Annotated in this window: 20 protein-coding genes and 1 other annotated feature; of the genes, 19 read left to right on the top strand and 1 reads right to left on the bottom strand. The window is 46.6% G+C overall.

The genetic code is table 11. From position 1 onward, the window contains the following. The first annotated feature begins 53 nt into the window (after positions 1-53). The 12 genes from AB1L08_RS01190 (at position 54) to pyrE (ending at position 14,727) form a co-directional block, all read left to right on the top strand. Positions 54-830 (top strand): YlmH family RNA-binding protein, encoded by a 777-nt coding sequence (locus AB1L08_RS01190; RefSeq protein WP_413062835.1) that lies wholly within the window; start codon positions 54-56, stop codon positions 828-830. An 85-nt stretch (positions 831-915) separates the two neighbouring features. After that, entirely contained in the window at positions 916-1,431 is a 516-nt protein-coding gene (locus AB1L08_RS01185; protein ID WP_413062834.1) for a DivIVA domain-containing protein, read from the top strand. 51 nt (positions 1,432-1,482) lie between these two features. Continuing rightward, positions 1,483-1,716 (top strand) — a binding site (T-box leader). Positions 1,717-1,821: 105 nt separating this feature from the next. After that, positions 1,822-4,581, top strand: a complete 2,760-nt coding sequence (ileS, locus tag AB1L08_RS01180) for an isoleucine--tRNA ligase (protein WP_413062833.1) — start codon at positions 1,822-1,824, stop codon at positions 4,579-4,581. Positions 4,582-4,666: 85 nt separating this feature from the next. Then, complete coding sequence (gene lspA / locus AB1L08_RS01175) at positions 4,667-5,143, top strand: signal peptidase II (protein WP_413062832.1); 477 nt, start codon at positions 4,667-4,669, stop codon at positions 5,141-5,143. Continuing rightward, on the top strand, positions 5,130-6,041 hold the full coding sequence (locus tag AB1L08_RS01170) for an RluA family pseudouridine synthase (protein WP_413062831.1): 912 nt from the start codon (positions 5,130-5,132) through the stop codon (positions 6,039-6,041). Before lspA ends, AB1L08_RS01170 begins: the two co-directional genes overlap by 14 nt. 177 nt (positions 6,042-6,218) lie before the next feature. Continuing rightward, positions 6,219-6,764 (top strand): bifunctional pyr operon transcriptional regulator/uracil phosphoribosyltransferase PyrR, encoded by a 546-nt coding sequence (gene pyrR, locus AB1L08_RS01165; RefSeq protein ID WP_413062830.1) that lies wholly within the window; start codon positions 6,219-6,221, stop codon positions 6,762-6,764. Between the two features lie 142 nt (positions 6,765-6,906). Continuing rightward, positions 6,907-7,782, top strand: coding sequence for an aspartate carbamoyltransferase catalytic subunit (locus AB1L08_RS01160; RefSeq protein WP_413062829.1), 876 nt, complete (start codon positions 6,907-6,909; stop codon positions 7,780-7,782). A gap of 14 nt (positions 7,783-7,796) precedes the next feature. Further along, positions 7,797-9,083 (top strand): dihydroorotase, encoded by a 1,287-nt coding sequence (gene pyrC / locus AB1L08_RS01155; RefSeq protein ID WP_413062828.1) that lies wholly within the window; start codon positions 7,797-7,799, stop codon positions 9,081-9,083. After that, positions 9,080-10,186, top strand: coding sequence for a carbamoyl phosphate synthase small subunit (locus AB1L08_RS01150; RefSeq protein ID WP_413062827.1), 1,107 nt, complete (start codon positions 9,080-9,082; stop codon positions 10,184-10,186). Before pyrC ends, AB1L08_RS01150 begins: the two co-directional genes overlap by 4 nt. Further along, positions 10,164-13,364, top strand: a complete 3,201-nt coding sequence (gene carB, locus AB1L08_RS01145; protein ID WP_413062826.1) for a carbamoyl-phosphate synthase large subunit — start codon at positions 10,164-10,166, stop codon at positions 13,362-13,364. The genes AB1L08_RS01150 and carB overlap by 23 nt, the downstream gene beginning before the upstream one ends. Continuing rightward, the gene (gene pyrF / locus AB1L08_RS01140; RefSeq protein WP_413062825.1) at positions 13,364-14,092 is read left to right on the top strand and encodes an orotidine-5'-phosphate decarboxylase; all 729 of its coding nucleotides are present in this window, start codon (positions 13,364-13,366) and stop codon (positions 14,090-14,092) included. Before carB ends, pyrF begins: the two co-directional genes overlap by 1 nt. Then, the gene (pyrE, locus tag AB1L08_RS01135) at positions 14,089-14,727 is read left to right on the top strand and encodes an orotate phosphoribosyltransferase (protein WP_413062824.1); all 639 of its coding nucleotides are present in this window, start codon (positions 14,089-14,091) and stop codon (positions 14,725-14,727) included. The genes pyrF and pyrE overlap by 4 nt, the downstream gene beginning before the upstream one ends. Positions 14,728-14,772: 45 nt before the next feature. Here the strand turns inward: pyrE and AB1L08_RS01130 are convergent, their stop codons facing one another. Beyond that, positions 14,773-16,485 (bottom strand): Rqc2 family fibronectin-binding protein, encoded by a 1,713-nt coding sequence (locus tag AB1L08_RS01130; protein WP_413062823.1) that lies wholly within the window; start codon positions 16,483-16,485, stop codon positions 14,773-14,775. Positions 16,486-16,611: 126 nt separating this feature from the next. On the opposite strand from AB1L08_RS01130, the gene AB1L08_RS01125 reads away from it, so the two are divergent. The 7 genes from AB1L08_RS01125 to priA all read left to right on the top strand — a co-directional run bounded on the left by AB1L08_RS01125 (position 16,612) and on the right by priA (position 25,120). Continuing rightward, on the top strand, positions 16,612-19,299 hold the full coding sequence (locus tag AB1L08_RS01125; RefSeq protein ID WP_413062822.1) for a calcium-translocating P-type ATPase, SERCA-type: 2,688 nt from the start codon (positions 16,612-16,614) through the stop codon (positions 19,297-19,299). Positions 19,300-19,381: 82 nt separating this feature from the next. Continuing rightward, positions 19,382-20,257: a YicC/YloC family endoribonuclease gene (locus AB1L08_RS01120; protein ID WP_413062821.1), complete on the top strand. Its 876-nt coding sequence runs from the start codon at positions 19,382-19,384 to the stop codon at positions 20,255-20,257. Positions 20,258-20,303: 46 nt separating this feature from the next. Further along, the gene (gene remA, locus AB1L08_RS01115; protein WP_413062820.1) at positions 20,304-20,561 is read left to right on the top strand and encodes an extracellular matrix/biofilm regulator RemA; all 258 of its coding nucleotides are present in this window, start codon (positions 20,304-20,306) and stop codon (positions 20,559-20,561) included. A gap of 11 nt (positions 20,562-20,572) precedes the next feature. Then, positions 20,573-21,187 (top strand): guanylate kinase, encoded by a 615-nt coding sequence (gene gmk, locus AB1L08_RS01110; RefSeq protein ID WP_413062819.1) that lies wholly within the window; start codon positions 20,573-20,575, stop codon positions 21,185-21,187. A 1-nt stretch (position 21,188) separates the two neighbouring features. After that, positions 21,189-21,401: a DNA-directed RNA polymerase subunit omega gene (rpoZ, locus tag AB1L08_RS01105; RefSeq protein WP_413062818.1), complete on the top strand. Its 213-nt coding sequence runs from the start codon at positions 21,189-21,191 to the stop codon at positions 21,399-21,401. 111 nt (positions 21,402-21,512) lie between these two features. Then, positions 21,513-22,718, top strand: a complete 1,206-nt coding sequence (gene coaBC / locus AB1L08_RS01100; protein ID WP_413062817.1) for a bifunctional phosphopantothenoylcysteine decarboxylase/phosphopantothenate--cysteine ligase CoaBC — start codon at positions 21,513-21,515, stop codon at positions 22,716-22,718. Then, positions 22,715-25,120, top strand: coding sequence for a primosomal protein N' (gene priA / locus AB1L08_RS01095; protein ID WP_413062816.1), 2,406 nt, complete (start codon positions 22,715-22,717; stop codon positions 25,118-25,120). Before coaBC ends, priA begins: the two co-directional genes overlap by 4 nt. Positions 25,121-25,222 lie beyond the last annotated feature (102 nt).

Raw genomic sequence — 25,222 nt, 5'->3', positions numbered from 1 at the left:
TAACGCGGTTTGGGAGGATTATTGCGCTTTTTTAAAATGGAGTTGAAACGGTTTTGTCTGGGATTTATCAACATTTTCGCAAGGATGAGAAGCAGTTTATTGATTTGGCAATAGACTGGAAAGAATTTGTGGAACGCACCTATTCAGAGAAATTAACGGACTTTCTTGATCCTCGCCAGCAGCATATGCTGCAGTCCGTAATTGGTGGCGGGCCGGACGTGCGATGTTCCTTTTTTGGGGGAGATCCTGCTTGTGAGCGAAAAAGGGCGCTCATTTACCCGGGATACATGGAACCGGAAGAAGATGATTTCCAAATCGGCTTGTACGAAATCGATTATCCCCGGAAATTTGTAAATCTGGAGCACCGCATGGTGCTCGGATCGTTAATGTCATTGGGGATCAAGAGGGAAAAGTTTGGCGACATCATTGTAAATGGAGATCGGATTCAATTTTTTTCGAGTAAAGAAATAGAGGATTATTTAATCTCCCAACTCAAAGAAATCGGCAAGGCCAATGTGACAGTTCAAAAGATTGCACTGGATGAAGCAATCGAACGGGAAGAGAAGTGGGATCAGTTTGAAACAACTGTTGCTGCGATGCGGCTGGATGCCATCCTGTCTGCCGCCTTTTCCATTTCAAGGCAAAAAGCACAATCAATTATCAGCCAAAAGCTGGTAAAATTAAACTGGAAAGTAACGGAGCAGCCGGCAACGGAGTGTTTCCAGGGGGATATCATTTCGGCACGCAGGCTCGGAAGATGCAAAATTGTCGGCATTTTGGGGGAAACAAAGAAAAACAAGCTTAGGATAAAATTCGGGATAATCAAATAAAAATGTTAAAAGAAAATCGCAGATCCGGGCGAAATTCGTTATAATATATGTATCTTAAAGAGAAAAAGCACAAGGAGGTGGCATGATGCCGTTAACGCCGGTAGATATACATAACAAGGAATTCAGCAAAGGGTTCCGCGGTTATGATGAAGACGAAGTAAACGAGTTTCTCGAGCAGGTTATAAAAGATTACGAGCTTTTAATACGCGAGAAAAAAGAGCTGGAAGAAAAATTGGCTTCGATGAATGAACGTCTGGGCCATTTCAACAATATAGAGGAAACGCTTAATAAGTCGATCGTTGTAGCCCAAGAGGCTGCTGAAGAAGTAAAAGGCAATGCTTTGAAGGAAGCAAAGCTGATCATCCGTGAAGCCGAAAAAAATGCGGACAGAATTGTAAATGAATCTTTATCAAAAGCGCGAAAAATCGCCTTGGAAATTGAAGAATTAAAGAAGCAGTCAAAAGTATTTCGTACACGCTTCCGCATGTTGATCGAGGCTCAGCTTGACCTGCTGCAAAGCGACGATTGGGATAAGCTGATGGAATTTGAGCTCGACGCTACAGAACTCACTTCTCTGGAAGAAGCGGAAGAAGTCGAGTAGCGCTTGACATCGTTTTATCCGCTCACATATAATAGTAGTAATTTTACAGGGAATCAAGCGATGACAGGGAAAGTACATTTCTCACAAACCATTCAAGCGAACCGGGGATGGTGAAAGCCCGGCATGGAAGAGATATGGAAAATCACCCTTGAGTACTCGAAACGAAAGCATCCGGCGAGTAGTTGAGAGCGTCTGATCAACGATAACGATCCAGAGTGGACAATGCCTCTGCGCGCTTTGTCTATTTGGGTGGTACCGCGGGAAGATAACCTTCTCGTCCCTTGCTTGGGATGAGAAGGTTATTTGCGTTGTAAAGATGCTGGCTTGCCAAACGTGATGGAACGATGAGCCGTATGGCTAAAAGAATACGTTTAAGGAGGAAAAGAATGAATGGATTATAAAGATACACTGCTCATGCCAAAAACGGAGTTCCCGATGCGGGGAAATTTGCCGAAAAGAGAGCCGGAAATCCAGGCATGGTGGGAGGAAAATGATATTTACCGCAAAGTCCAGGAAAGGACAAAAGGCCGCCCGCTTTTTATTCTCCATGACGGCCCCCCATATGCCAACGGCGATCTGCATATGGGCCATGCGTTAAATAAAACATTAAAAGATATGATTGTCCGCTATAAATCAATGGCCGGTTTTTGCGCTCCCTACGTACCCGGCTGGGACACACACGGCCTTCCGATTGAACAGGCGTTAACGAACAAAGGGGTAAACCGTAAGGAAATGTCCATCGCAGAGTTTCGGGAAAAATGCGCCGAGTACGCCCATGAACAAATCGACAACCAGCGCAAGGAATTTAAGAGGCTCGGTGTACGGGGAGATTGGGAAAACCCTTATATTACGTTGAAACCCGAATATGAAGCGGAACAAATCAAAGTGTTCGGCGAAATGGCGAAGAAAGGCTACATTTACAAAGGCAAAAAACCTGTATATTGGTCACCTTCGAGTGAGTCCGCTTTGGCGGAGGCGGAAATTGAATATAAAGATAAACGCTCTCCGTCGATTTACGTCGCCTTCCCAGTAAAGGATGGAAAAAATGTTTTGGATGAAGGGACTTATATTGTCGTTTGGACAACGACACCATGGACGATTCCCGCCAACCTGGGGATTGCGGTGCATCCGGATTTGAATTATGCGGTTGTGAAGCATAACGGCCATCAATATGTTGTGGCTGAAGATCTGGTGGAAAATGTCGCTTCCCTGCTTGGATGGGATCATCCGGAAACAATAAAGACGGTAAAAGGAACAGACCTGGAGTACATTGTAGCCAAACACCCGCTCTACAATCGGGACTCCCTTGTCATTCTTGGAGAGCATGTAACGGTTGAATCCGGAACAGGCTGCGTCCATACTGCGCCCGGACATGGGGAGGACGACTTTCATGTCGGCCAAAAATACAAACTCGGAGTCCTTTGCCCTGTTGATGATAAAGGATATATGACCGATGAGGCTCCCGGATTTGAAGGCTTGTTCTATGATAAGGCAAACAAACCGATTACCGAAAAGCTGAATGAAGCAGGAGCGCTTTTGAAACTCGAATTTATTACACACTCGTATCCGCATGATTGGCGGACGAAAAAGCCGGTCATTTTCCGGGCCACGTCCCAATGGTTTGCTTCCATTAAAGATTTCCGGCCTGAACTTCTCGAGGCCATCAAAGAAGTAAAATGGGTCCCAAAATGGGGAGAAACACGGCTGTTCAATATGGTTCGCGACCGCGGCGACTGGTGTATTTCACGGCAAAGGGTATGGGGAGTTCCGATTCCGGTATTTTATGCGGAAAACGGGGAGCCGATTATTACGGATGAAACGATTGCCCATGTATCCGAGTTGTTCCGCAAGCACGGCTCCAATATTTGGTTTGAAAAAGAAGCTTCCGAGCTTTTGCCTGAAGGCTTTACCCATCCGGGAAGCCCGAACGGCATCTTTACAAAAGAAACGGACATTATGGATGTTTGGTTCGATTCCGGTTCTTCACACCAGGGAGTTCTTGTCGTCCGTGATGACCAAAGAAGGCCTGCAGATCTTTATTTGGAAGGTTCGGACCAATACCGCGGCTGGTTCAACTCTTCTTTGACAACGGCGGTCGCCGTGACCGGCAAAGCGCCGTACAAGGGAGTGCTGAGCCACGGATTTGCGCTTGATGGTGAAGGCCATAAAATGAGTAAATCTTTGGGAAATGTTGTTGTTCCGGCGAAAATCACAAGTCAATTTGGGGCTGAAATTTTACGTCTTTGGGTTGCTTCGGTGGATTACCAGTCAGATGTCCGAATTTCCGACGCCATTTTAAAACAAGTAAGCGAGGTCTATCGGAAAATCAGGAACACCTTCCGCTTCCTGCTGGGAAACCTGGCCGGCTTCGATCCAAAAGCGCATTCGGTTCCGACAGCCAAGTTGCGGGAAGTAGACCAATTTTTGCTTGTCCGGCTAAACAACTTAATGAAGGAATCATTGGCTGCGTATGAGGAATTTGAGTTTGCGGATATTTATCACGCTGTGAACAATTTCTGTACAATCGATTTAAGTGCTTTTTATATGGACTTTGCAAAAGATGTGCTGTATATTGAAGCGGAGAATCATTTTGAACGCAGGGCGATGCAAACGGTCATGTACAAATGTGTCGTTGCCCTTTCGAAATTATTGTCGCCGATTTTACCCCATACAACGGACGAAGTATGGTCATACATCCCCGGTGTGGAGGAAATCAGCGTTCAATTAACCGATATGCCCGAAACAGAGGAAATTGCCAATAGCGAAGCGCTTGAAAACAAATGGAACGAATTTTTGCACGTGCGCGATGATGTACTAAAAGCGTTGGAAGAGGCCAGAAACAAAAAAGTGATCGGCAAGTCGCTTACGGCAAAAGTTACCCTGTACGTTCATGATGAAACAAAAGCATTGCTTGAAAGCATTTCCGAAGACATTAAGCAATTGTTTATTGTGTCGGCGTTTGAAGTAGGCGGTGCTTACGATGATGCACCGGAAAACGCCCTGAAGCTGGAACGTGCGGCGGTAGTTGTTGAAAAGGCCGAAGGCGAAACATGTGCGCGCTGCTGGGTTGTAACACCAACTGTCGGGGATGACGGGGAATACCCGGATATTTGCCCGCGGTGTGCAGGTGTTGTCAGGCAATTAAAATAATAATGGCAAGCCCTTCTGCCGGGAGGGCTTGTTGCTTTTTGCTAAAATACAATTGAAATGACATTTAAGATTCGGGGGTTTGCGCGTGGCCTATTATGTGATTGCCTTATTTGTGATAGCATTGGACCAATTGACAAAATGGCTGATCGTTCGTTTTATGGAGATAGGGGAAAGCATTGCGGTTTTTCCAAATTTTTTCTTTATCACTTCACACCGCAACAGGGGTGCGGCCTGGGGAATATTGGAGGGGCAAATGTGGTTATTTTATATGATAACGGCCATTGTGGTGGCGGGCATTATTTATTACATGCAAACCCAAGCGAAAGGAAAACCCCTCTTTCAGACAAGCTTGGCTTTTATTTTAGGCGGTGCTATCGGAAATTTCATTGACCGCCTGTTCAGGCAGGAAGTCGTCGATTTTCTTGATACATATATTTTCGGCTATGATTTTCCGGTTTTCAATATAGCCGATTCTGCTTTGACGATAGGCGTCGGCCTGTTGATGATCCAAATCTTTCGTGAGGAAAGAAAAGAAAAGGTGAACTCGAATGGAAAAGGTTGAGCATCTTGTTTCAGGTGAAGAAAACGGGGAACGGATTGACAAGCTGATCGCTGCCCTTGACGAACAATGGTCCCGTTCACAAGTTCAGCAGTGGATCAAAGATGGGTGGGTTCAAGTGAACGGAGTACAAGTGAAGGCAAATTATAAGTGCCAGACTGATGACGAAATTTCTGTTTCCATTCCCGAACCGGAACTGCTGAACGTGGAACCGGAGGAAATGGATCTGGAAATTTACTATGAGGATTCCGACGTCATTGTTGTAAATAAACCGAAAGGGATGGTTGTTCATCCCGCGCCTGGACATCCTTCCGGTACACTTGTAAATGGACTAATGGCCCATTGCAAAGATTTATCCGGTATTAATGGTGTTTTGCGTCCCGGCATTGTTCATCGAATCGACAAGGATACATCCGGGCTGCTGATGGTTGCCAAAAATGATCTTGCCCATGAACGGCTCGTCGATCAGCTCGTCAAAAAAACGGTCACCCGAAAATATTATGCGCTCGTTCACGGGGTCATTCCGCATGACCACGGGACGGTTGATGCCCCGATAGGGCGAAACCCGGCAGATCGGCAAAGTATGGCGGTTAACGAAAAAGGCAAGCATGCCGTCACTCATTTTGCGGTAAAAGAAAGATTTGCACAATTTACATTTGTAGAATGTGAACTGGAGACAGGCCGGACTCATCAAATACGCGTCCATATGAAGTATATCGGCTACCCGCTTGCAGGCGATCCGAAATACGGTCCTAAACATACGATCCCGGCAGACGGCCAAGTGTTGCATGCGGGCGTTTTGGGCTTTCGGCATCCGAGAACGGAGGAGTACCTGGAGTTCACCGCCCCATTGCCGCAGTATTTTGTGAAGCTTCTGGATAAATTGCGCCATAACCATTGACATATCCAATCAACGGGTATATAGTTGGTATAGCTTAATAAGACCTTTAAATTCGGTCCCGTGAGGCTGAGAAGGAACGTGATGGGCAGCTCATTTATCGTGCCCGTTTAAGGAGAAACTGTACCCTCTCGCCGTATCGGCAGGAGGGTTTTTATTTTACCAAAAGAGGTGTGAAACATGGCTCCAAAAGCGGTTGTCCTTGATGAAAAAGCCGTTCAGAGGGCGTTGACAAGAATTGCCCACGAGATTATTGAAAGAAACAAAGGAATTGAAGATTGCGTTCTGGTCGGAATCAAAACACGCGGCATTTATCTGGCACAGCGCCTGGCGGAACGAATCGAACGAATTGAAGGCGAGCAATTGCCTGTAGGGGATCTCGATATCACGTTGTACAGAGACGACTTGACGATTCAAACGGAAAATGCCGAGCCTGAAGTGAAAGGATCCAGTTTGCCGGTTGATATCGCCGAAAAAAAAGTGATTTTGGTAGACGATGTCTTGTACACCGGAAGAACGGTAAGGGCGGCGATGGATGCATTGGTCGACATGGGGCGGCCTTCGCAAATCCAGCTAGCCGTCCTCGTGGACAGGGGGCACAGGGAATTGCCGATCCGTGCTGATTTTATCGGAAAAAATATTCCCACTTCCCGCTTGGAAAAAATCGTCGTTGAACTTTCGGAAACTGACGGCGGAGACAAAGTCACAATCCATTCAATTGAATAGTCCCTTTTAACTTCAGTCCCGTGAGGCTGGCAAAGGGAGGTTTTACAGAAGCTGCAATGATACTGGCTTCTTTTTTGCGAACCCTCTTTGCCCAAACGGCAAAGAGGGTTTTTGATTATGACGGAAAGACAGGTGAACGTTCATGAAACATTTGCTTTCGATGTGTGATCTCCCGAAAGACGATATCTACGCGATATTGGATATGGCGGAATCCTTCCAAAAAGGGAATGGATGGAGCCCCCCAAAAGCTACTTTTGCCGTCAATTTATTTTTTGAACCAAGCACCCGCACTAGAACGAGCTTTGAAGTGGCGGAAAGAAAACTTGGATTGGATGTCGTCCCGTTTGAAACGGCCCATTCAAGCATCTTAAAAGGGGAAACATTGGAGGATACGATCAAAACCCTTGAAGCGATCGGCGTGGATGTGGTGGTCATCCGCCACAAAGAAGAACGGTATTATGAAGCGCTGAAAGACAGGGTCAACGCAAAGCTGATCAATGCAGGAGACGGCTGCGGACAACATCCGACACAATCATTGCTTGACCTGTATACAATCCGCCAGGAATTTGGGGGTTTTTCGGGGTTAAACATTACAATCATCGGGGATTTAAGCCACTCCAGGGTGGCAAAATCAAACAGTGAAGCTTTATCGGCCCTCGGTGCAAATGTATTTTACTCGGGACCGCGGGAATGGTTTTTCGGAGATGCCGAAAATTACATTGATATAGACCATGCCATGGAAATATCCGATGTTGTCATGCTTCTGAGAATTCAGCATGAGCGGCATGAAAACACGTCCCGCTTGACAGCCGAAGAATATCATGAGCTGTATGGCCTGACGCTTAAAAGGGAAAAGCGGATGAAGAAAGGGAGCATTATTATGCACCCCGGTCCTGTAAACAGGGATGTAGAAATAGCCGGCAGGCTCGTGGAATGCAACAGGTCGAGAATTTTTAGACAGATGCAAAATGGTGTATATACAAGAATGGCCGTATTGCGGAAAATATTGGAAAAATAAAAGGAGGCAGGGACATGAACTGGCTGATTAAACAGGCAAAAAAGCTTGAAGATAACGGAACAATGAAGGATGTGGACATTCGCATTAAGGATGGGGTGATTGCCGAAATGGGACCTCATTTGCCGAGCGGCGGGGAAGAAACGTTTGATGCGAAAGGGCTGCTCGTATCGCCTGGATTTGTGGACCTCCACATCCACCTTCGGGAGCCCGGAGGCGAAGAAAAAGAAACAATCGAAACCGGAACGAAAGCAGCAGCAAAGGGCGGATTTACGACGGTGGCTGCGATGCCCAATACAAACCCTGTTCCTGACAATAAAGAACAAATGAAGCGGCTCATCAAACGCATTGAAGAAAAGGCCTATGTGAACGTTTTGCCGTATGGGGCCATCACGTCCGGCTTAAAGGGAGAGGAGCTGAATGATTTCGAGGCGTTGAAAAATGCAGGCGCTTTTGCCTTTACCGATGACGGCGTAGGGGTGCAATCGGCCGGAATGATGTATGAAGCCATGAAGAAAGCTGCCGCATTGGATATGCCGATTGTTGCCCACTGCGAAGATAATTCACTGATTTACGGAGGTGCTGTCCATGAAGGAACATTTTCAAAGCAGTCAGGCATTCCCGGGATTCCTTCGATCTGTGAATCGGTCCAGATCGCAAGGGATGTGTTGCTTGCTGAAGCGGCAAATTGCCATTACCACGTATGCCATATCAGCACGAAAGAATCCGTCCGTACCGTCCGCGACGCCAAACGGGCGGGCATTAAAGTAACGGCCGAAGTTTCTCCGCACCATTTGCTTTTATGCGATGAAGATATCCCGGATGATGATGCCCAGTTTAAAATGAATCCGCCGCTAAGAGGCAAAGCGGACAAGGAAGCTTTAATAGAAGGCCTGCTTGATGGGACAATCGATTTTATTGCAACGGACCACGCCCCCCATACCGAAACGGAGAAAGCGAAGGGAATGCAGGCTGCGCCATTTGGAATCGTTGGCCTGGAAACAGCGTTTCCACTGCTTTACTCGAACTTTGTCAAAAAAGGCATATTTACATTAAAGCAGCTGATCGATTGGATGACAATTGCCCCATCAAGAACTTTCAAATTGGAAAGCGGTACGCTGGAAACCGGCAAACCGGCCGACATTACGCTTATTGATTTGGAAAAAGAACAAAAAATTGATCCGGACGCATTTGCTTCAAAAGGAAAAAACACTCCTTTTGCAGGCTGGAGCTGCCAAGGGTGGCCTGCCGCAACATTAGTACACGGAAAGCCCGCATGGATGGAAGGACGTGATCGTAAATGAAACGGCAGCTTATTCTGGAAGATGGAACAACATTTATTGGCGAGGCGATCGGAAGCGAAAAAGAGACAACTGGCGAGGTCATATTTCATACGGGGATGACGGGATACCAAGAGATCATGACCGACCCGTCGAACTACGGGCAAATCGTTGCTTTCAGTTACCCTCTTATCGGAAATTATGGAATCAACCGTGACGACTTTGAAACGATACTGCCCGTCGTTAAAGCCGTCATCGTAAAGGAAGCTGCGGAGCAGCCGTCGAACTGGCGCAGTAATATGTCTATCCACGAATTTCTGAAATTGAAAAATATCCCGGGGATTGCCGGAATTGATACGAGAAAACTCATTCGGATCATCCGGGCAAACGGGCCAATGAAAGGCGTGATTTGCGGGTTCGGTGAAAAAGTCGAAACCCGCCTGTCCAGGCTGCAAGCCATGGAAACTTTGGCAGACCAAGTCAAGCAAGTGTCAACGGTTAAACCATATCCTGTCCCGGGACGGGGCTGCAATGTCGTTGTCATGGATCTTGGCCTCAAACACGGGATTCTCCGTGAACTGACAGAGAGGGGCTGCGATGTAACGGTCGTTCCCCATCATACTGAGGCAGATGAAATTCTTTCCATGCAGCCCGATGGGGTATTGCTCTCAAATGGTCCCGGCAATCCGCTTCATATCCAGGATTTAACAGAGACAGTCCGGGCCATCCAAGGAAAGATCCCGATATTTGGCATCGGTTTGGGCCATCAGCTGTTTGCCCTTGCAAACAATTGCCAAACGGAAAAAATGAAAGTCGGCCATCGCGGCTCAAGCTATCCGGTGAAAGAATTGCAAACAGGCAAAATCATCTTCACTTCGCAAAATCACGGGTATGAAGTTGTAAAAAAATCAATCGATGAGAATGTGCTTTCTGTTACCCATGAAGAAATTAACGGCGGGTCTGTAGAAGGATTGGCCCATAAATTGTTCCCGGCTTTTTCCGTTCAATTCGAACCGGAAGCATCACCGGGATCAGAAGATGCCAAATATGTTTTCGATCAATTTTTGGCCATTATGGAAACAAACAAAAGAGAGGTTGATGGGCATGCCAAAAAGAACCGATATTGAAAGCATCTTAGTGATTGGATCAGGCCCGATTGTTATTGGGCAAGCGGCTGAATTTGATTACGCGGGAACCCAGGCTTGTCTGGCTTTGAAGGAAGAGGGCTACAGAGTCATCCTCATTAACTCGAATCCCGCCACGATCATGACGGACACCGAAATTGCCGATGCTGTTTATATTGAGCCGCTGACGGTTGAATTTGTCAGCCGGATCATCAGAAAAGAAAGGCCTGACGCCATTTTGCCGACGCTCGGCGGCCAAACAGGATTAAATATCGCAAAGCAGCTTGCGGAAGCGGGCGTATTGGAAGAATGTGGCGTAGAAATTCTCGGAACAAAACTGTCTGCCATTGAACAGGCTGAAGACAGGGATCTTTTTAGACAATTGATGAATGGCTTAAATGAACCGGTCCCTGAAAGTGATATCGTACACTCTGTTGGGGAAGCGGCAGCATTTACAGAAAAAGTGGGCTTTCCGGTTATCGTCCGTCCGGCCTATACATTGGGAGGGACAGGCGGCGGCATTTGCCACAACGAGGAAGAACTCGTCTCCATCGTTTCCAGCGGCTTAAAAAACAGCCCCGTCCATCAATGTCTTTTGGAGAAGAGTATTGCTGGCTTTAAAGAAATAGAATTTGAAGTAATGCGCGATTCCAATGATAATGCCATTGTTGTTTGCCATATGGAAAATGTTGATCCCGTCGGCATTCATACCGGCGACTCGATTGTGGTTGCCCCTTGTCAGACACTGAGCGATCGAGAAGTCCAGCTTTTAAGAAACACCTCTTTGAAGCTGATCCGCGCATTGGAAATAGAAGGCGGCTGCAACGTCCAGCTTGCGCTCGATCCAAACAGTTACGAGTATTATATTATTGAAGTGAATCCACGAGTCAGCCGTTCCTCGGCGCTGGCCTCAAAAGCAACCGGCTTTCCGATCGCCAAACTTGCGGCTAAAATTGCGGCAGGCTATACGCTCGATGAGCTCATGAACCCGGTGACTGGAAAAACATACGCCTGCTTTGAGCCAGCCATTGATTACATCGTGACGAAAATACCTAGATGGCCGTTTGACAAATTCGAATCGGCAAACAGATTACTCGGTACCCAAATGAAGGCAACCGGTGAAGTCATGGCGATTGGCCGCACATTTGAGGAGTCGTTGCTAAAAGCCGTACGCTCGCTGGAAGTCGGCCTGTACCATCTGGAACACGAGGAGGCGGGCGGCTACAAAGAGGCTGATTTCAAATCAGAAATACAAAACGCCACGGATGAACGGCTGTTTATAATTGCCGAAGCTTTAAGAAGGGGCATTTCCATTGAATCCATCCATGAATGGAGCGGGATTGATTTCTTTTTCCTTCATAAACTGCACAAAATCGTCCAACTGGAAAAAGAATTGGAGAAGGAAGCATTTTCCGTTGAATGGGGAAGACGCGCCAAAGAAATGGGATTTGCGGATTCCACACTTGGAAAATTGTGGGGATGTGACGAAGAAGAAGTTTATAATTGGCGAAAAAACAACGGAATTGTTCCAGTCTATAAAAAAGTGGATACGTGTGCAGGGGAATTTGAATCAGAGACGCCCTATTTTTACGGAACATATGAGGAAGAAAATGAATCCGGCAAAACCGACAGGCAAAGTGTCATTGTCCTTGGATCCGGACCGATCCGCATCGGACAGGGAGTCGAATTTGACTATGCTACGGTACACAGCGTTTGGGCGATTCAGGAAGCCGGATACGAAGCGATTATTATCAACAACAACCCCGAAACAGTTTCAACCGATTTCAGCATTTCCGATAAACTGTATTTTGAACCGTTAACCATTGAAGATGTCATGCACATTATTGACCTGGAGCAGCCAATCGGCGTTGTTGTCCAGTTTGGCGGACAGACCGCCATCAACCTCGCCGCAAAACTGGCTGAGCGCGGTGTGAACATTCTCGGAACATCTCTTGAAAGCCTGGACCGCGCGGAAGACAGGGATAAATTTGAGCAGGCCTTGGCTGAACTCAACATTCCGCAGCCTAAAGGAAAAACGGCGTTTTCCGTTGAGGAAGCCGTCAACATTGCAGCGGAAATCGGCTATCCTGTCCTTGTCCGCCCTTCCTATGTCCTCGGCGGGCGGGCAATGGAAATCGTGTATGAAGAAAATGAACTGCTTCACTATATGGAAAACGCGGTGAAAATCAATCCGGAACATCCCGTGCTTGTTGACAGATATTTAACCGGGAAAGAAATTGAAGTGGATGCCATTTCCGATGGGGAGAATGTGTTTATCCCGGGAATCATGGAGCATATTGAGCGTGCCGGGGTGCACTCGGGGGACTCCATCGCTGTCTATCCGCCGCAAAATATCAGCCGGGAAATGATGGGGAAAATTGTCGATTATACAATTCGATTAGGTAAAGGGCTCGAAATTGTGGGGTTGTTTAACATCCAATATGTCATTTCCAATAACGAACTGTATGTAATCGAAGTAAATCCGCGCTCAAGCCGTACGGTGCCATTTTTGAGCAAAATCACAGGGGTGCCGATGGCGAACATTGCTACCAAAGTGATACTCGGCGAAAGCCTCGCCTCCCTTGGCTATGGAACAGGCCTGTACGGGGAAATGGACGGTGTTTATGTAAAAGTGCCAGTCTTTTCATTCGCCAAGCTGCGCAGGGTGGATATCAATCTTGGACCGGAAATGAAATCAACCGGTGAAGTCATGGGGAAAGATAGAACGATGGAAAAGGCGCTCTATAAAGGTCTCGTCGCTTCCGGCATCCAAATCAAAACCCATGGAACCGTGCTTATTACGGTTGCAGACAAAGATAAAGCGGAAGCGGCGGAGCTGGCAAAAAGATTTGCCTCGATCGGCTATCAAATCATGGCGACGAGCGGAACGGCACAGTTTTTAAACCATGCAGGGATCAAAGTGCAAACCATCAATAAAATCGGTTCCGAAGGGCCGAATTTGCTTGACATGATTCGCCAGGGCAATGCCCAGCTCGTGATCAATACAATGACAAGAGGAAAACAGCCGCGCCGCGACGGCTTCAGGATCCGCAGGGAATCTGTTGAAAACGGCATTCCATGCCTTACATCCCTGGATACGGCAAGAGCGATCCTCGGTGTATTGGAATCGATGGTTTTATCATCAGAGCCCATGTCCGGCGGGAAAAAGGCGGTCGGCTAATGGCAAACATGCTTGAAGAAAAAAGGCCGATCATCGCTCTTGATTTTCCCGGACAGGAAGAGGCGGCTGCATTTTTAAGGCATTTCCCGGAGGAAAAGCTTTTCGTCAAAGTGGGCATGGAACTTTTTTATCAAGCGGGGGCAGATTTTATCAGACAATTAAAAGATGCCGGCCATTCCGTTTTTCTCGATTTAAAGCTGCATGATATTCCCAATACGGTTTATCGTGCCATGAAAGTACTGGCCAAACTTGAAGTTGACATGGTCAATGTCCACGCTGCCGGCGGCAGCGAAATGATGGAGGCCGCTTTGCAGGGGCTTGAGGAAGGAAGGGGCGCCGGACGGATTCGTCCGGCCATCATTGCGGTTACCCAATTAACAAGCACGAGTGAAAAACAAATGAAAAGTGAGCAATTAATTGACCGGTCTTTAAATGAATCAGTATTGCATTATGCAATGCTTTCAAAAAAAGCGGGGCTTGACGGGGTTGTTTGTTCGGCCCGCGAAGCAGGCATGATTGCAAAAGAAGCGGGGGAACAATTTTTGCGGGTTACACCGGGGATCCGCTCCGCGGGAAATGCAGCGGACGATCAAACAAGGATTGTTGCCCCCGGAGAGGCCAAGAAGGCCGGTTCTTCCTTAATTGTGGTAGGCAGGCCGATTACCCGTGCAAAGGAGCCCGATCTGGTCTACCAAAAAATATTGAGAGAATGGGAGATGGGACGATGAGCAGTTCAATAGCCGAGCATTTGTTGAATATTGGAGCCGTTTTTTTACGCCCCAATGATCCGTTTACGTGGTCATCGGGTATGAAATCACCGATTTACTGCGATAACCGTCTGACAATGTCATATCCGGAGGTAAGAAAAGAAATAGCAAAAGGATTGGCAGAGCTGATCCGGACTCACTTCCCCGAAGCGGAGATGATTGCGGGAACAGCAACCGCAGGGATACCGCACGCTGCATGGGTGAGCGACCTCCTCGATCTGCCAATGTGCTACGTGCGCTCCAAAGCAAAGGCTCACGGAAAAGGCAATCAAATTGAAGGAAAAGCGGAAAAGGGACAAAAGGTTGTTGTAGTAGAGGATCTCATCTCAACAGGCGGAAGCGTCCTGACTGCTGTAGAGGCATTGCGCGAAGCAGGATGCCATGTTCTCGGGGCGGTAAGCATTTTTTCGTACGAACTGGATAAGGGAAAAAGGCAATTAGAAGAAGCGGATGTAAAAGTAGTGTCGCTTGCCGGTTATTCAGATTTGATTCAAACCGCATTTGAACGAAACAAAATTTCGGAAGAAGATTTGAATGCCTTGAAAAAATGGCGGGAAAATCCCGAGGAATGGGCAAACCGCTTTTTGCAGATCTAAAAGTAATCTGGAGAAGCTGGAATTGTCCAGCTTCATCCAGACAGTTCATTGCTTTCTCATCGCTTTGATCTTTTCTTCATCGGGAGTCACATATACGGTTTCCTGATGATCATAAATGACAAAACCGGGTTTTGCCCCCTTAGGCTTATGAACATGCCGGACTTTTGTATAGTCGACCGGTACGGAGGATGAGTTTTTTGCTTTGCTGAAATAGGCTGCCAGCATGGCCGCTTCAAGAAGCGTCTGGTCAGAAGGCTTGTTGTTTCTGATGACCACGTGTGAACCCGGAATGTCTTTCGTATGGAGCCATATGTCGTCCCGCCGGGCCAGTCTATTCGTTAAATAATCGTTTTGCCTGTTGTTCTTTCCAACAAGAATTTCGGTTTGATCGCCGGCTGCATATTTCTCAATGATTGGTTGATCATTGCCTTTTTTCTTGAAACCGCGTTTGATTCGGCGTCTGATATAACCGCCTTCAATGAGCTCTTCCCTTATTTCTTCGATATCTTTAACAGAAGCTGACTCCAATTGCTGAAGCAGGACATCAAAATACTGCACTTCTTCTTTTGCCTGCCGAATTTGTGATTTGACAATCTGTATGGAGTTTTTCGCTTTCTGATATTTTTTGAAATAGTCTTGGGCGTTTTCAGCAGGGCTTTTTCGGGGATCCAATGGAATGGTGATCTTTCCTCCGTTTTCATCGTAATAATTGACCACTTCAACCTCTCTCATCCCTTTTTTGGCCACGTGCATATTTGCCGTCAGCAATTCTCCCAACAGTTGAAGCTCAGCCGCTTTCTCCGCTTTTTCCAAAGTGGCCTCCAGCTTGCTTATTTTCTTCTCATTTTTTTCCCTCTCATTTTTCATCAACCGTTCCAGATCGAGTGTCTGCTGGCGGACGCGCTCCCGTTCCGCTTTCCCGAAGTAAAAGGTGTCAAGCATTTCGCTTAAGCTGGAAAAATGCTTGTATTCACCCCCCATATGTTTGAGGGGAAACAAATAAAATTCGCTTCTATTTTCGGTTGCGGTTAAGGTATATTCGTATTGATGATGGTTCAGTTTTTGCATGATGTCCATGAAGACAGGGGGAAGTGTTTTGGGGTTAACCAGTCCCGTCCGAAACACAATCTCCTTGGCAGCCGAAGGTGAAATGCCCTTAAACTGCTGTACGATTTGCTTGTCGATTTTGCCGGTGTTGAAGTCTATATTTTTCAATATATCCAATTTGTCTGCTTTCAAAGGATCTTCTTTTTGCTGCGGCGGCGGAAAAATGTATGTTCCGCCAGGCAATATTGTTCGATAGCTGTTCAACGATGAAGGGATATGTTTGATACTGTCAATGATTTTTTGATAATCTTTGTTTACAAGAATGATATTGCTGTGCCTGCCCATAATCTCGATGATTAGCTGCTTGATGGACTCGTCTCCCAGGTCATCTCTCCCTTTCAGCTCCATGACGATGATCCGCTCAAGCTTCGGCTGGTAAACGCTCTGGACAATTGCCCGTTCCAAATGCTTTCTGAGCATCATGCAAAACATAGGGGGGTCATCCGGATTGACCGTCGTTTCTTCCGTTAATTGTACCCGGGCATCATTCGGGTGTGCCGAAAGGAGCAACTTTACATTTTTCCCTTTATTTCTGACAGTCATAATGATTTCGTGTTTATGCGGTTGATAAATCTTATGGATTCTTCCGCCTGTAACCGCCTCATCCAGTTCCCTTGCCATCGCTCGTGTAAATAATCCGTCAAAAGCCATATAAAACATCCTTTGCTTAAAATGAAAAACCTGTAGGAAAAATTATATCATGAAAGCCCATATTTCTGAATAAGCATGGAGTGATAAGGACAACTACCTCTTGTGAAGGGAAGGCGGTGTTGCTTGTTGAAATTCCACCAAATGAATCAGGAAGAAGTGGAAAAAACACTTCATACGAATATAACCACTGGATTAACTCGCAAAGATGTTCATAAAAAAAGGGAGAAGTTCGGCTGGAATGAATTATCCGAAGGGGAGAGGCAGTCGGCCATCCTTCTCTTTTTTAGCCAATTCAAAGATTTTATGGTGCTCGTTCTCTTGGCAGCAACGCTTATTTCCGGACTGCTTGGCGAATACCTGGATGCCGTGGCCATTATGGTCATTGTATTGATTAACGGTTTTTTGGGATTTATCCAGGAAAACAAAGCAGAAAAGTCCCTGCAGGCGTTAAAAAACTTATCGGCGCCGCAAGTTACTGTATTGCGGGATGGGGATTGGCAAAAAATCAATTCGAAAGAGGTTGTTCCCGGCGATATTATCCGAATTACAAGCGGCGACCGGGTCGGCGCCGACATGCGCATTGTTGCCGCAAACAATTTGGAGATTGAGGAATCAGCTTTGACCGGGGAATCCATCCCTGCCCCCAAATTTACAGAGCCAATCACCGAAACCAATCCGCCGTTGGGGGATTTGGCGAATATGGCGTTTAAGGGAACACTGGTTACCCGCGGGAATGGAGTGGGGATTGTAACAGCCACGGGAATGGCGACCGTGATGGGCAGTATAGCCGGAATGATCCAGACAGCCGATTCGGTTATGACTCCGCTGCAAAGGCGGCTGGATCAGCTCGGAAAAATATTGATTACCGTAGCACTCGTATTAACGCTGCTTGTTGTCATGACGGGAATCATCCATGGCCACGATGTGTATACGATGTTTTTGGCGGGAGTATCGCTTGCTGTGGCGGCCATTCCCGAGGGTCTGCCGGCCATCGTGACAATCGCTTTATCTCTCGGCGTGCAGCGGATGATTCGAAAAAATGCCCTCGTTCGCAAGCTGCCTGCAGTCGAAACGCTCGGATGCGCCTCTGTCATTTGTTCGGACAAGACCGGAACGATGACTCAAAATAAAATGACCGTGACAAAGATTTGGAGCGGCGGAAAAAGCTGGGATGTCACAGGAACCGGATATGTTCTCAAAGGCGATTTTTTTGAACATGATCACAAAGTGGACGTTTTACAGGAAAAAACCCTTCAGCAGCTGCTCACATTCGGGGCATTATGCAATAACGCCGCCGTTTCTGTTACAGGGAATGAAGTCCAATTGGATGGGGATCCGACTGAAGGGGCGCTGTTAATTGCTGCTTTGAAAGCCGGTTATAAGAAGGATGCACTATTGAAGGAATTTTCGATTGAAAAAGAATATCCGTTTGATTCTGACCGAAAAATGATGAGCGTGCTTGTCAAGGATGGCTCCGGCCGCCGTTTTATTGTTTCCAAAGGGGCACCGGATGTATTGGTTAAGAAATGTCAAATGGCATTGTGGAATGGGGAGCAAAGGCCGATTAATGAAACGATGCAAAAAGAAGTGGATGAGGCTGTCGAGGGGCTTGCTGCCCAGGCATTGAGGACAATTGCCATCGGCTGCAAAGAGCTGCATGCTGCAAAAATGCCGGAAACGGCGCAAGAAGCCGAAAGCAGACTGACGTTTATCGGGCTGTTCGGAATGATCGATCCGCCGCGGCCGGAAGTAAAAACGGCCGTCGAAGAGTGCCGCCAGGCCGGGATTAAAACAATCATGATCACAGGCGATCACGTCATTACTGCCCGGGCCATTGCCAGGCAATTGGGGATACTGGAAACAGGCAAGGGAAGCGAAAAAGTGATGGACGGGCAAATGCTGAACGACATGTCGGTTCCGGAACTGGAAGCGGTCGTTGAAGATGTAGCCGTTTTTGCCCGAGTGTCTCCCGAACACAAATTGAAGATTGTAAAGGCGTTGCAAAACAGGGGGCATGTTGTCGCCATGACTGGGGACGGGGTAAACGATGCCCCTGCGATCAAAGCGGCCGATATCGGAATCGCCATGGGGATTACGGGAACGGATGTATCGAAAGAGGCATCCTCATTAATTTTACTTGATGATAATTTTGCCACCATCAAGGCCGCGATCAAAGAGGGGCGAAACATATATGAAAACATCCGTAAATTTATCCGCTATTTGCTTGCTTCAAATGTCGGGGAAATACTTGTCATGCTGTTCGCCATGCTTTTGTATTTGCCGCTGCCATTGGTGCCCATCCAAATTTTGTGGGTGAATCTTGTGACGGACGGATTGCCGGCCATGGCCCTTGGGTTGGACCAGCCTGAAGAAAATGTGATGCAAAGAAAACCGCGGCATCCAAAGGAAGGCGTATTTGCCCGCAAGTTGGGCTGGAAAATCATTTCCCGCGGATTTTTAATCGGAGTCGTGACATTAATGGCGTTCATCATCGTGTACAGGCGCGACCCTGCTGATCTTGCCTATGCCCAGACGATTGCCTTTACCACACTTGTACTGGCCCAGCTTATCCATGTTTTTGATTGCAGAAGTGAAATATCCGTTTTTTCAAGAAACCCGTTTGAAAACAAATACCTTGTATGGGCTGTTATTTCTTCGGCCCTGCTGACGGTTGCCGTTATTTATGTCCCGGTACTCCAGCCGATTTTTCATACAGTTCCCATTTTGCCTGCAGACTGGCTGCTCGTATTGGGCCTGAGCTGTATTCCGACTTTCTTATTGGGAGGATCATTTTTTTCGAGAAAAAACAAATAATGTTATGATATAATCGATGAAGGTAATAGGGTAAAGCTATTACCTTTCTTATTGTTAAGCAAGCGACCGGGAGTGACCGATAATGGCAGCAAGCATGACAGGATTTGGGCGAAGCATCAAACAAACCGAAAACGTGACGGTTCAAGTGGAAATAAAAACAGTCAACCACCGTTTTATTGAATATAACATGAAATTGCCCCAACCATTTTCGCACATCGATATTGAAATTAGAAAACGGCTGGGCAAATACATAAAGCGGGGCAGGGTAGAGGTCAACGCGACGCTTTCCGGCTCATGGCATGCGCCCAAGGAATTGCATATTGACTGGAACCTTTTAGACAGTTATTATCAGTTTATACAGCAGGCGGGTGAAAGGTATCAACTGTCTTCAGGCCTGTCGGTTTCGGATTTATTACATATAGATGAAGCAGTGGTTGTCATCGAAGGAAGCGAGGAAGTCGGCAATCTGGCGGGTGTACTGATGGAGGCCGTTGAAGATGCCGCAGCCAAACTTCTGGAAATGCGGTTAAGGGAAGGAGAAAATCTTCGCTCCGATCTGGAAAACCATATTGCTTCTTTACATCTCCTCGTAGAAAAGGCAAAGAAACAGGCTTCCAAAGCAGAAATCGTCTACAGGGAAAAACTTGAAAAGAAATTGAAAGAACTGGCTGGCGACATGATTGATGATACAAGAATTGCAATGGAGGCAGCCATTATTGCCGACAAAACGGACATCAGCGAAGAATTGGCCAGGCTGGCAAGCCATATTGGGCAATTTGCAGAAACATTGCGCTCCAATGGACCCGTCGGAAGAAAGCTCGATTTCATCATCCAGGAAATGAACAGGGAAGCGAATACGATCGGTTCCAAAGGAAGCGATTCAGACATATCGTCACTCGTAGTGGAAATGAAGGTGATGATCGAAAAGCTGCGGGAGCAGGTGCAAAATTTGGAGTAAATAACGGTTGCAAATGCAAACAACCGTCAATACTGGGAGGGGCAGCATGCCGGTACAGCTTTTAAACATAGGGTTTGGAAATATTGTATCCGCCAATCGAATTATTTCTATCGTCAGCCCTGAATCCGCCCCCATCAAAAGGATGATTCAGGATGCACGGGATCGTGCCGCGCTCATTGATGCCACTTATGGGAGAAGAACGCGGGCCGTCATTATTATGGACAGTGATCATATCATTCTTTCGGCGGTGCAGCCTGAAACGGTTGCCCAACGGTTAGTATCGAATGGCCAGGAAGAGGGGTAGTAAACGAACATATGAAAGAGAAAGGCATACTTATTGTATTATCGGGCCCGTCCGGCGTCGGAAAAGGAACGGTGAGAAAGGCCGTATTTTCCCGTCCGGATGCGAAATTTGAATATTCGATTTCCATGACGACACGCAAACCGCGTGAAGGGGAAGTTGACGGGGTGGATTATTTTTTTAAGACACGGGAAGAGTTTGAACAGTTGATAAGGGAAGGAAAGCTTCTTGAGTATGCCGAATACGTCGGCAATTATTACGGAACACCGATTGACTATGTGAAAGAAACGCTGGCATCCGGAAAAGACGTTTTTTTGGAAATTGAAGTCCAGGGGGCGAAACAGGTTCGGGAAAAATTCCCGGACGGCCTCTTCATTTTTCTGATGCCGCCAAGCCTTGGTGAACTGAAAAAAAGAATTATCAGCCGGGGAACCGAATCGGTAGAACTCATTCATAACCGGATGGAAGCAGCCAAAAGAGAGATTGAATTAACAAGCATGTACGATTATATTGTAGAAAATGACGATGTCGAGCGGGCCGTTGATAAAATCAATGCGATCGTGCAAGCGGAACATTGCCGGAGCGAACGTGTCATCGACAAATATATCCAAATGCTGGAGGTGGAGTAACATGCTATATCCCTCTATCGATAAATTAATGGAAGTGATTGACTCGAAATATTCACTTGTTTCCATTGCCGCAAAAAGGGCCCGTGATCTGAAGGATCACGACAAGCCGCTTCTGGAAAAATATACTTCCCATAAATATGTTGGCAAGGCATTGGAAGAAATATACGAAGGCGCCCTTAAAGTAAAGGGTGAAGACAAAGAACTTGCCGAATAGGCGATAAAGATCAACCTGTCTGCCAGATAGGTTGTTTTTTCTTTTCTATGACGCGATGTTCATTCATAATAGAGGTTAATAAAAAAGTGTAAAATAAAGGAGATATTCGCCGTGAATGAAAAAAACATCTTGCTCTGTGTTTCGGGGGGGATCGCAGTATATAAGGCAGCTGATTTAACGAGCAAACTCGTTCAATCAGGTTTTTCGGTAAAAGTGATCATGAGCAGCTCTGCCGTGAAATTTGTCGCACCGCTGACGTTTCAGGCGCTTTCGAGAAATGAAGTCCATACAGATACCTTTACCGAAAACGACCCGTCTGTCATTGCCCACATTGACCTGGCTGATTGGGCAGATCTTGTGTTGGTCGTTCCGGCTACGGCCAATATGATCGGGAAATTGGCAAACGGCATTGCGGATGACATGATCTCCACTACCCTGTTGGCAACGACTGCACCCGTATGGATTGCTCCCGCCATGAATGTCCATATGTACAACCATCCTGCCGTACAGAAAAATATCCAAACTCTTTTGGAATTTGGAGTCCGCATGATTGAACCGGGCTCCGGATATTTGGCGTGCGGCTACACGGGAAAGGGCAGGTTGGAAGAACCCGCTGTCATTTTGGAAAAAGTAAAGGCGTTTTTTTCACCCGGGAATTCTGTTCTAAAAAACCGGACAGTGCTCATCACAGCCGGTCCCACAAAAGAAAGGCTAGATCCAGTGCGCTATTTTACAAACAGGTCGAGCGGAAAAATGGGCTATGCGCTGGCGGAGCAGGCGGCCTTGATGGGGGCAAACGTGATCCTGATATCGGGTACAGACATTCTTCCCGACCCGAAAAACGTCACATGCATCCATGTTGAAAGTGCAGAGGACATGTATCAAGAAGTAATGAAGCATGCCGATGCAGCAGACATCATCATAAAGAGCGCCGCTGTTGCCGACTATCGCCCGAAACAGGTTCTTGATTCCAAAATGAAAAAATCAGCGGACCAGATCATTGTGGAATTGGAAAAAACAACGGATATCCTTTTTGAGTTGGGGAAAAGAAAGAAACATCAATTCATTATCGGATTTGCAGCCGAAACAAATCACGTGGACGAGTATGCCAAAGAAAAACTGAAAAGGAAAAACGCGGATATGATCGTTGCCAACAATGTCACCCTGAAAGGGGCGGGTTTTGAAGGAGATACAAACATCGTGACAATTTATCATAAAGATGGGACAGCGAAAGAACTGCCGCTTATGAGCAAAACGGATACTGCGAAAGAAATATTAAGGGAGGCAGCTTTAAAATTGGGAGAAAGGAAAACATGACGATTGCACGCGTGATCGTTGACGTTCCGTCGATCGGAACCGACAAAGAGTTTGATTATTTCATACCGGAAAAATGGCAGGATATGGTCCAGCCGGGAATGCGTGTTGCCGTCCCGTTTGGACCACGGACCATTCAGGGGTTTGTGATCGGACTGAAAGAAAAGACGGATGTACAACAATTGAAAACGATCAGCAGGCTGTTGGACATAACGCCTGTATTAAACAGCGAGCTTTTAAGATTGGGAGAATGGATTGCCGAACAAACGCTGTCTTTTAAGGTTTCCGTGTTTCACGCCATGCTTCCGGCTGCGATGAAAGCAAAATATGATAAAGTCATCAGGAAAACGAATCGATCGGCCCAGCTTTCTTTGGACGGCTTATTTAACGGAAAAGATGAAATTCATTGGAAGGATGCAGAAAAAAGCAATTTGCTTCCCGCTTTGCATAAAGAAATAAGCGAAGGAAATGTAGAAGTTGTTTATATCGTAAAAGACCGGGCCCAAACGAAAAAAATGAAAAAAGTGGAACCGGCTGTTTCCAAAGATGGGCTCCTATCGGCAGCAGAAGATCTTCCAAAAAATGCGGTCAATCAAAAAAGGCTTCTTCACTATATTCATGATGCCCAAGAGAAATCATTTGAATCCAAAGACTTGTCGCTGCGCGCAAAGGTGCCCCGGCAAACGATTTCGGCACTTGTGAAAAAGGGGATTTTATCCGAGAAAAATGAGGAGGTCTATCGGGATCCATATAAACACAAATCTTTTAAACGGACGAACCCGCTGCCGCTCACTGAGGAACAGCAAAGAGCAATGGATCCCATTCTCGAGTCCATCAAAACGAATTCCCATAAAACGTACATGTTATATGGCGTAACAGGCAGCGGCAAGACGGAAATCTATCTACAATCCATCCATGAAGTCATCAAAAAGGGAAAAGAAGCGATTGTGCTCGTACCGGAAATCGCACTCACTCCGCAAATGGTGGAAAGATTCAAAGGGAGATTTGGAAGCGATGTGGCCGTCTTGCACAGCCGGCTTTCCATTGGCGAACAGTACGATGAGTGGCGGAAAATACAAAAAAAAGAAGTCAAGGTCGTTGTCGGAGCGCGTTCAGCCGTGTTTGCCCCTTTTGAAAACCTGGGAATCATTATTATAGATGAAGAACACGAAACGAGTTATAAGCAGGAAGAAATACCGCGATATCATGCCCGGGATGTAGCCGTTGAACGGGCAAAATTCCATCAGTGTCCGGTCGTGCTTGGCAGTGCCACCCCCTCGCTCGAGTCATTCGCCAGGGCCCAAAAAGGAATTTACCAACTGTTGACCTTGTCCAAAAGAATGAATGAAAAAAGTTTGCCTGACGTTTCGATTGTGGATATGCGGGAAGAAATGAGAAGCGGCAACCGTTCGATGTTTTCAAAAGAGCTTTTTGAAAAGCTTAAGAACAGGCTTGCAAAACGGGAACAAACGGTTTTATTTTTAAATCGTCGCGGTCATTCGACTTTTTTAATGTGCCGGGACTGCGGGTTTGTCATGCAATGCCCGCATTGTGACATTACGCTGACATTCCACCGCTATTCAAATGAGATGAAGTGCCATTATTGCGGCTTTCATACGGAAGTCCCGCAAATCTGTCCGGAATGTGGCAGCTCACATATTCGTTATTTCGGAACCGGGACGCAAAAAGTGGAAGAAGAGCTTTCCAAACTTCTGCCCGAAGCAAGGGTTGTCAGAATGGACGTGGACACAACAGGACGAAAAGGTGCCCATGAACGGCTTCTTGACCACTTTCAATCGGGAAAAGCGGACATTTTGCTCGGCACACAAATGATTGCCAAAGGTTTGGATTTCCCCAATATTACACTTGTTGGCGTATTAAGCGCTGATACGATGCTTCATTTGCCGGATTTTCGGGCTGCCGAAAAAACGTTCCAGCTCCTGACCCAGGTTAGCGGGAGGGCAGGCAGGCATGAATTATCAGGGGAAGTTGTCATTCAAACGTATTCACCCGAGCACTACAGCATCCAGCTTGCCGGCAAGCAGGACTACGATCGTTTTTACAGGCGGGAAATGGCCATGAGAAAGCTCGGCTCCTATCCTCCTTTTTACTATTTGGCTTTAATCACAGTCCAACACGCAGATTTAATGAAAGTTGTTGCTGTCACAGAAAAGATATCTGCTTATATTCAATCAAAAATATCCGATGCGGCGATTTTATTGGGCCCGGTTGCTTCTCCCATACCCAGGATCAATGATAGATATCGCTATCAATGTTTGATAAAATACAAGCGGGAACCCAGCCTCTTCCCGGCATTAAATAAAGTGCTTGAACATTATCAAGGCAAACTTTCAAGAAACGGGTTATCCATCTCGATCGATGTGAATCCTTACATGATGATATAACTAACCGAAATGCATTTTATCGTATGCCGTCCAAGCGAGTCAGTTTGGACCGGGCAGTGACCGATATGTATAGAAATGAATCCCAATTGGCGAAATTGGAAG

Origin of the sequence: Siminovitchia jepli, from assembly GCF_047228825.1 — a bacterium.
Taxonomy (GTDB): domain Bacteria; phylum Bacillota; class Bacilli; order Bacillales; family Bacillaceae_C; genus Siminovitchia.
The sequence above is the reverse complement of the archived record's forward strand: the minus strand, read 5'-3'. Positions and strand labels throughout refer to the sequence as shown.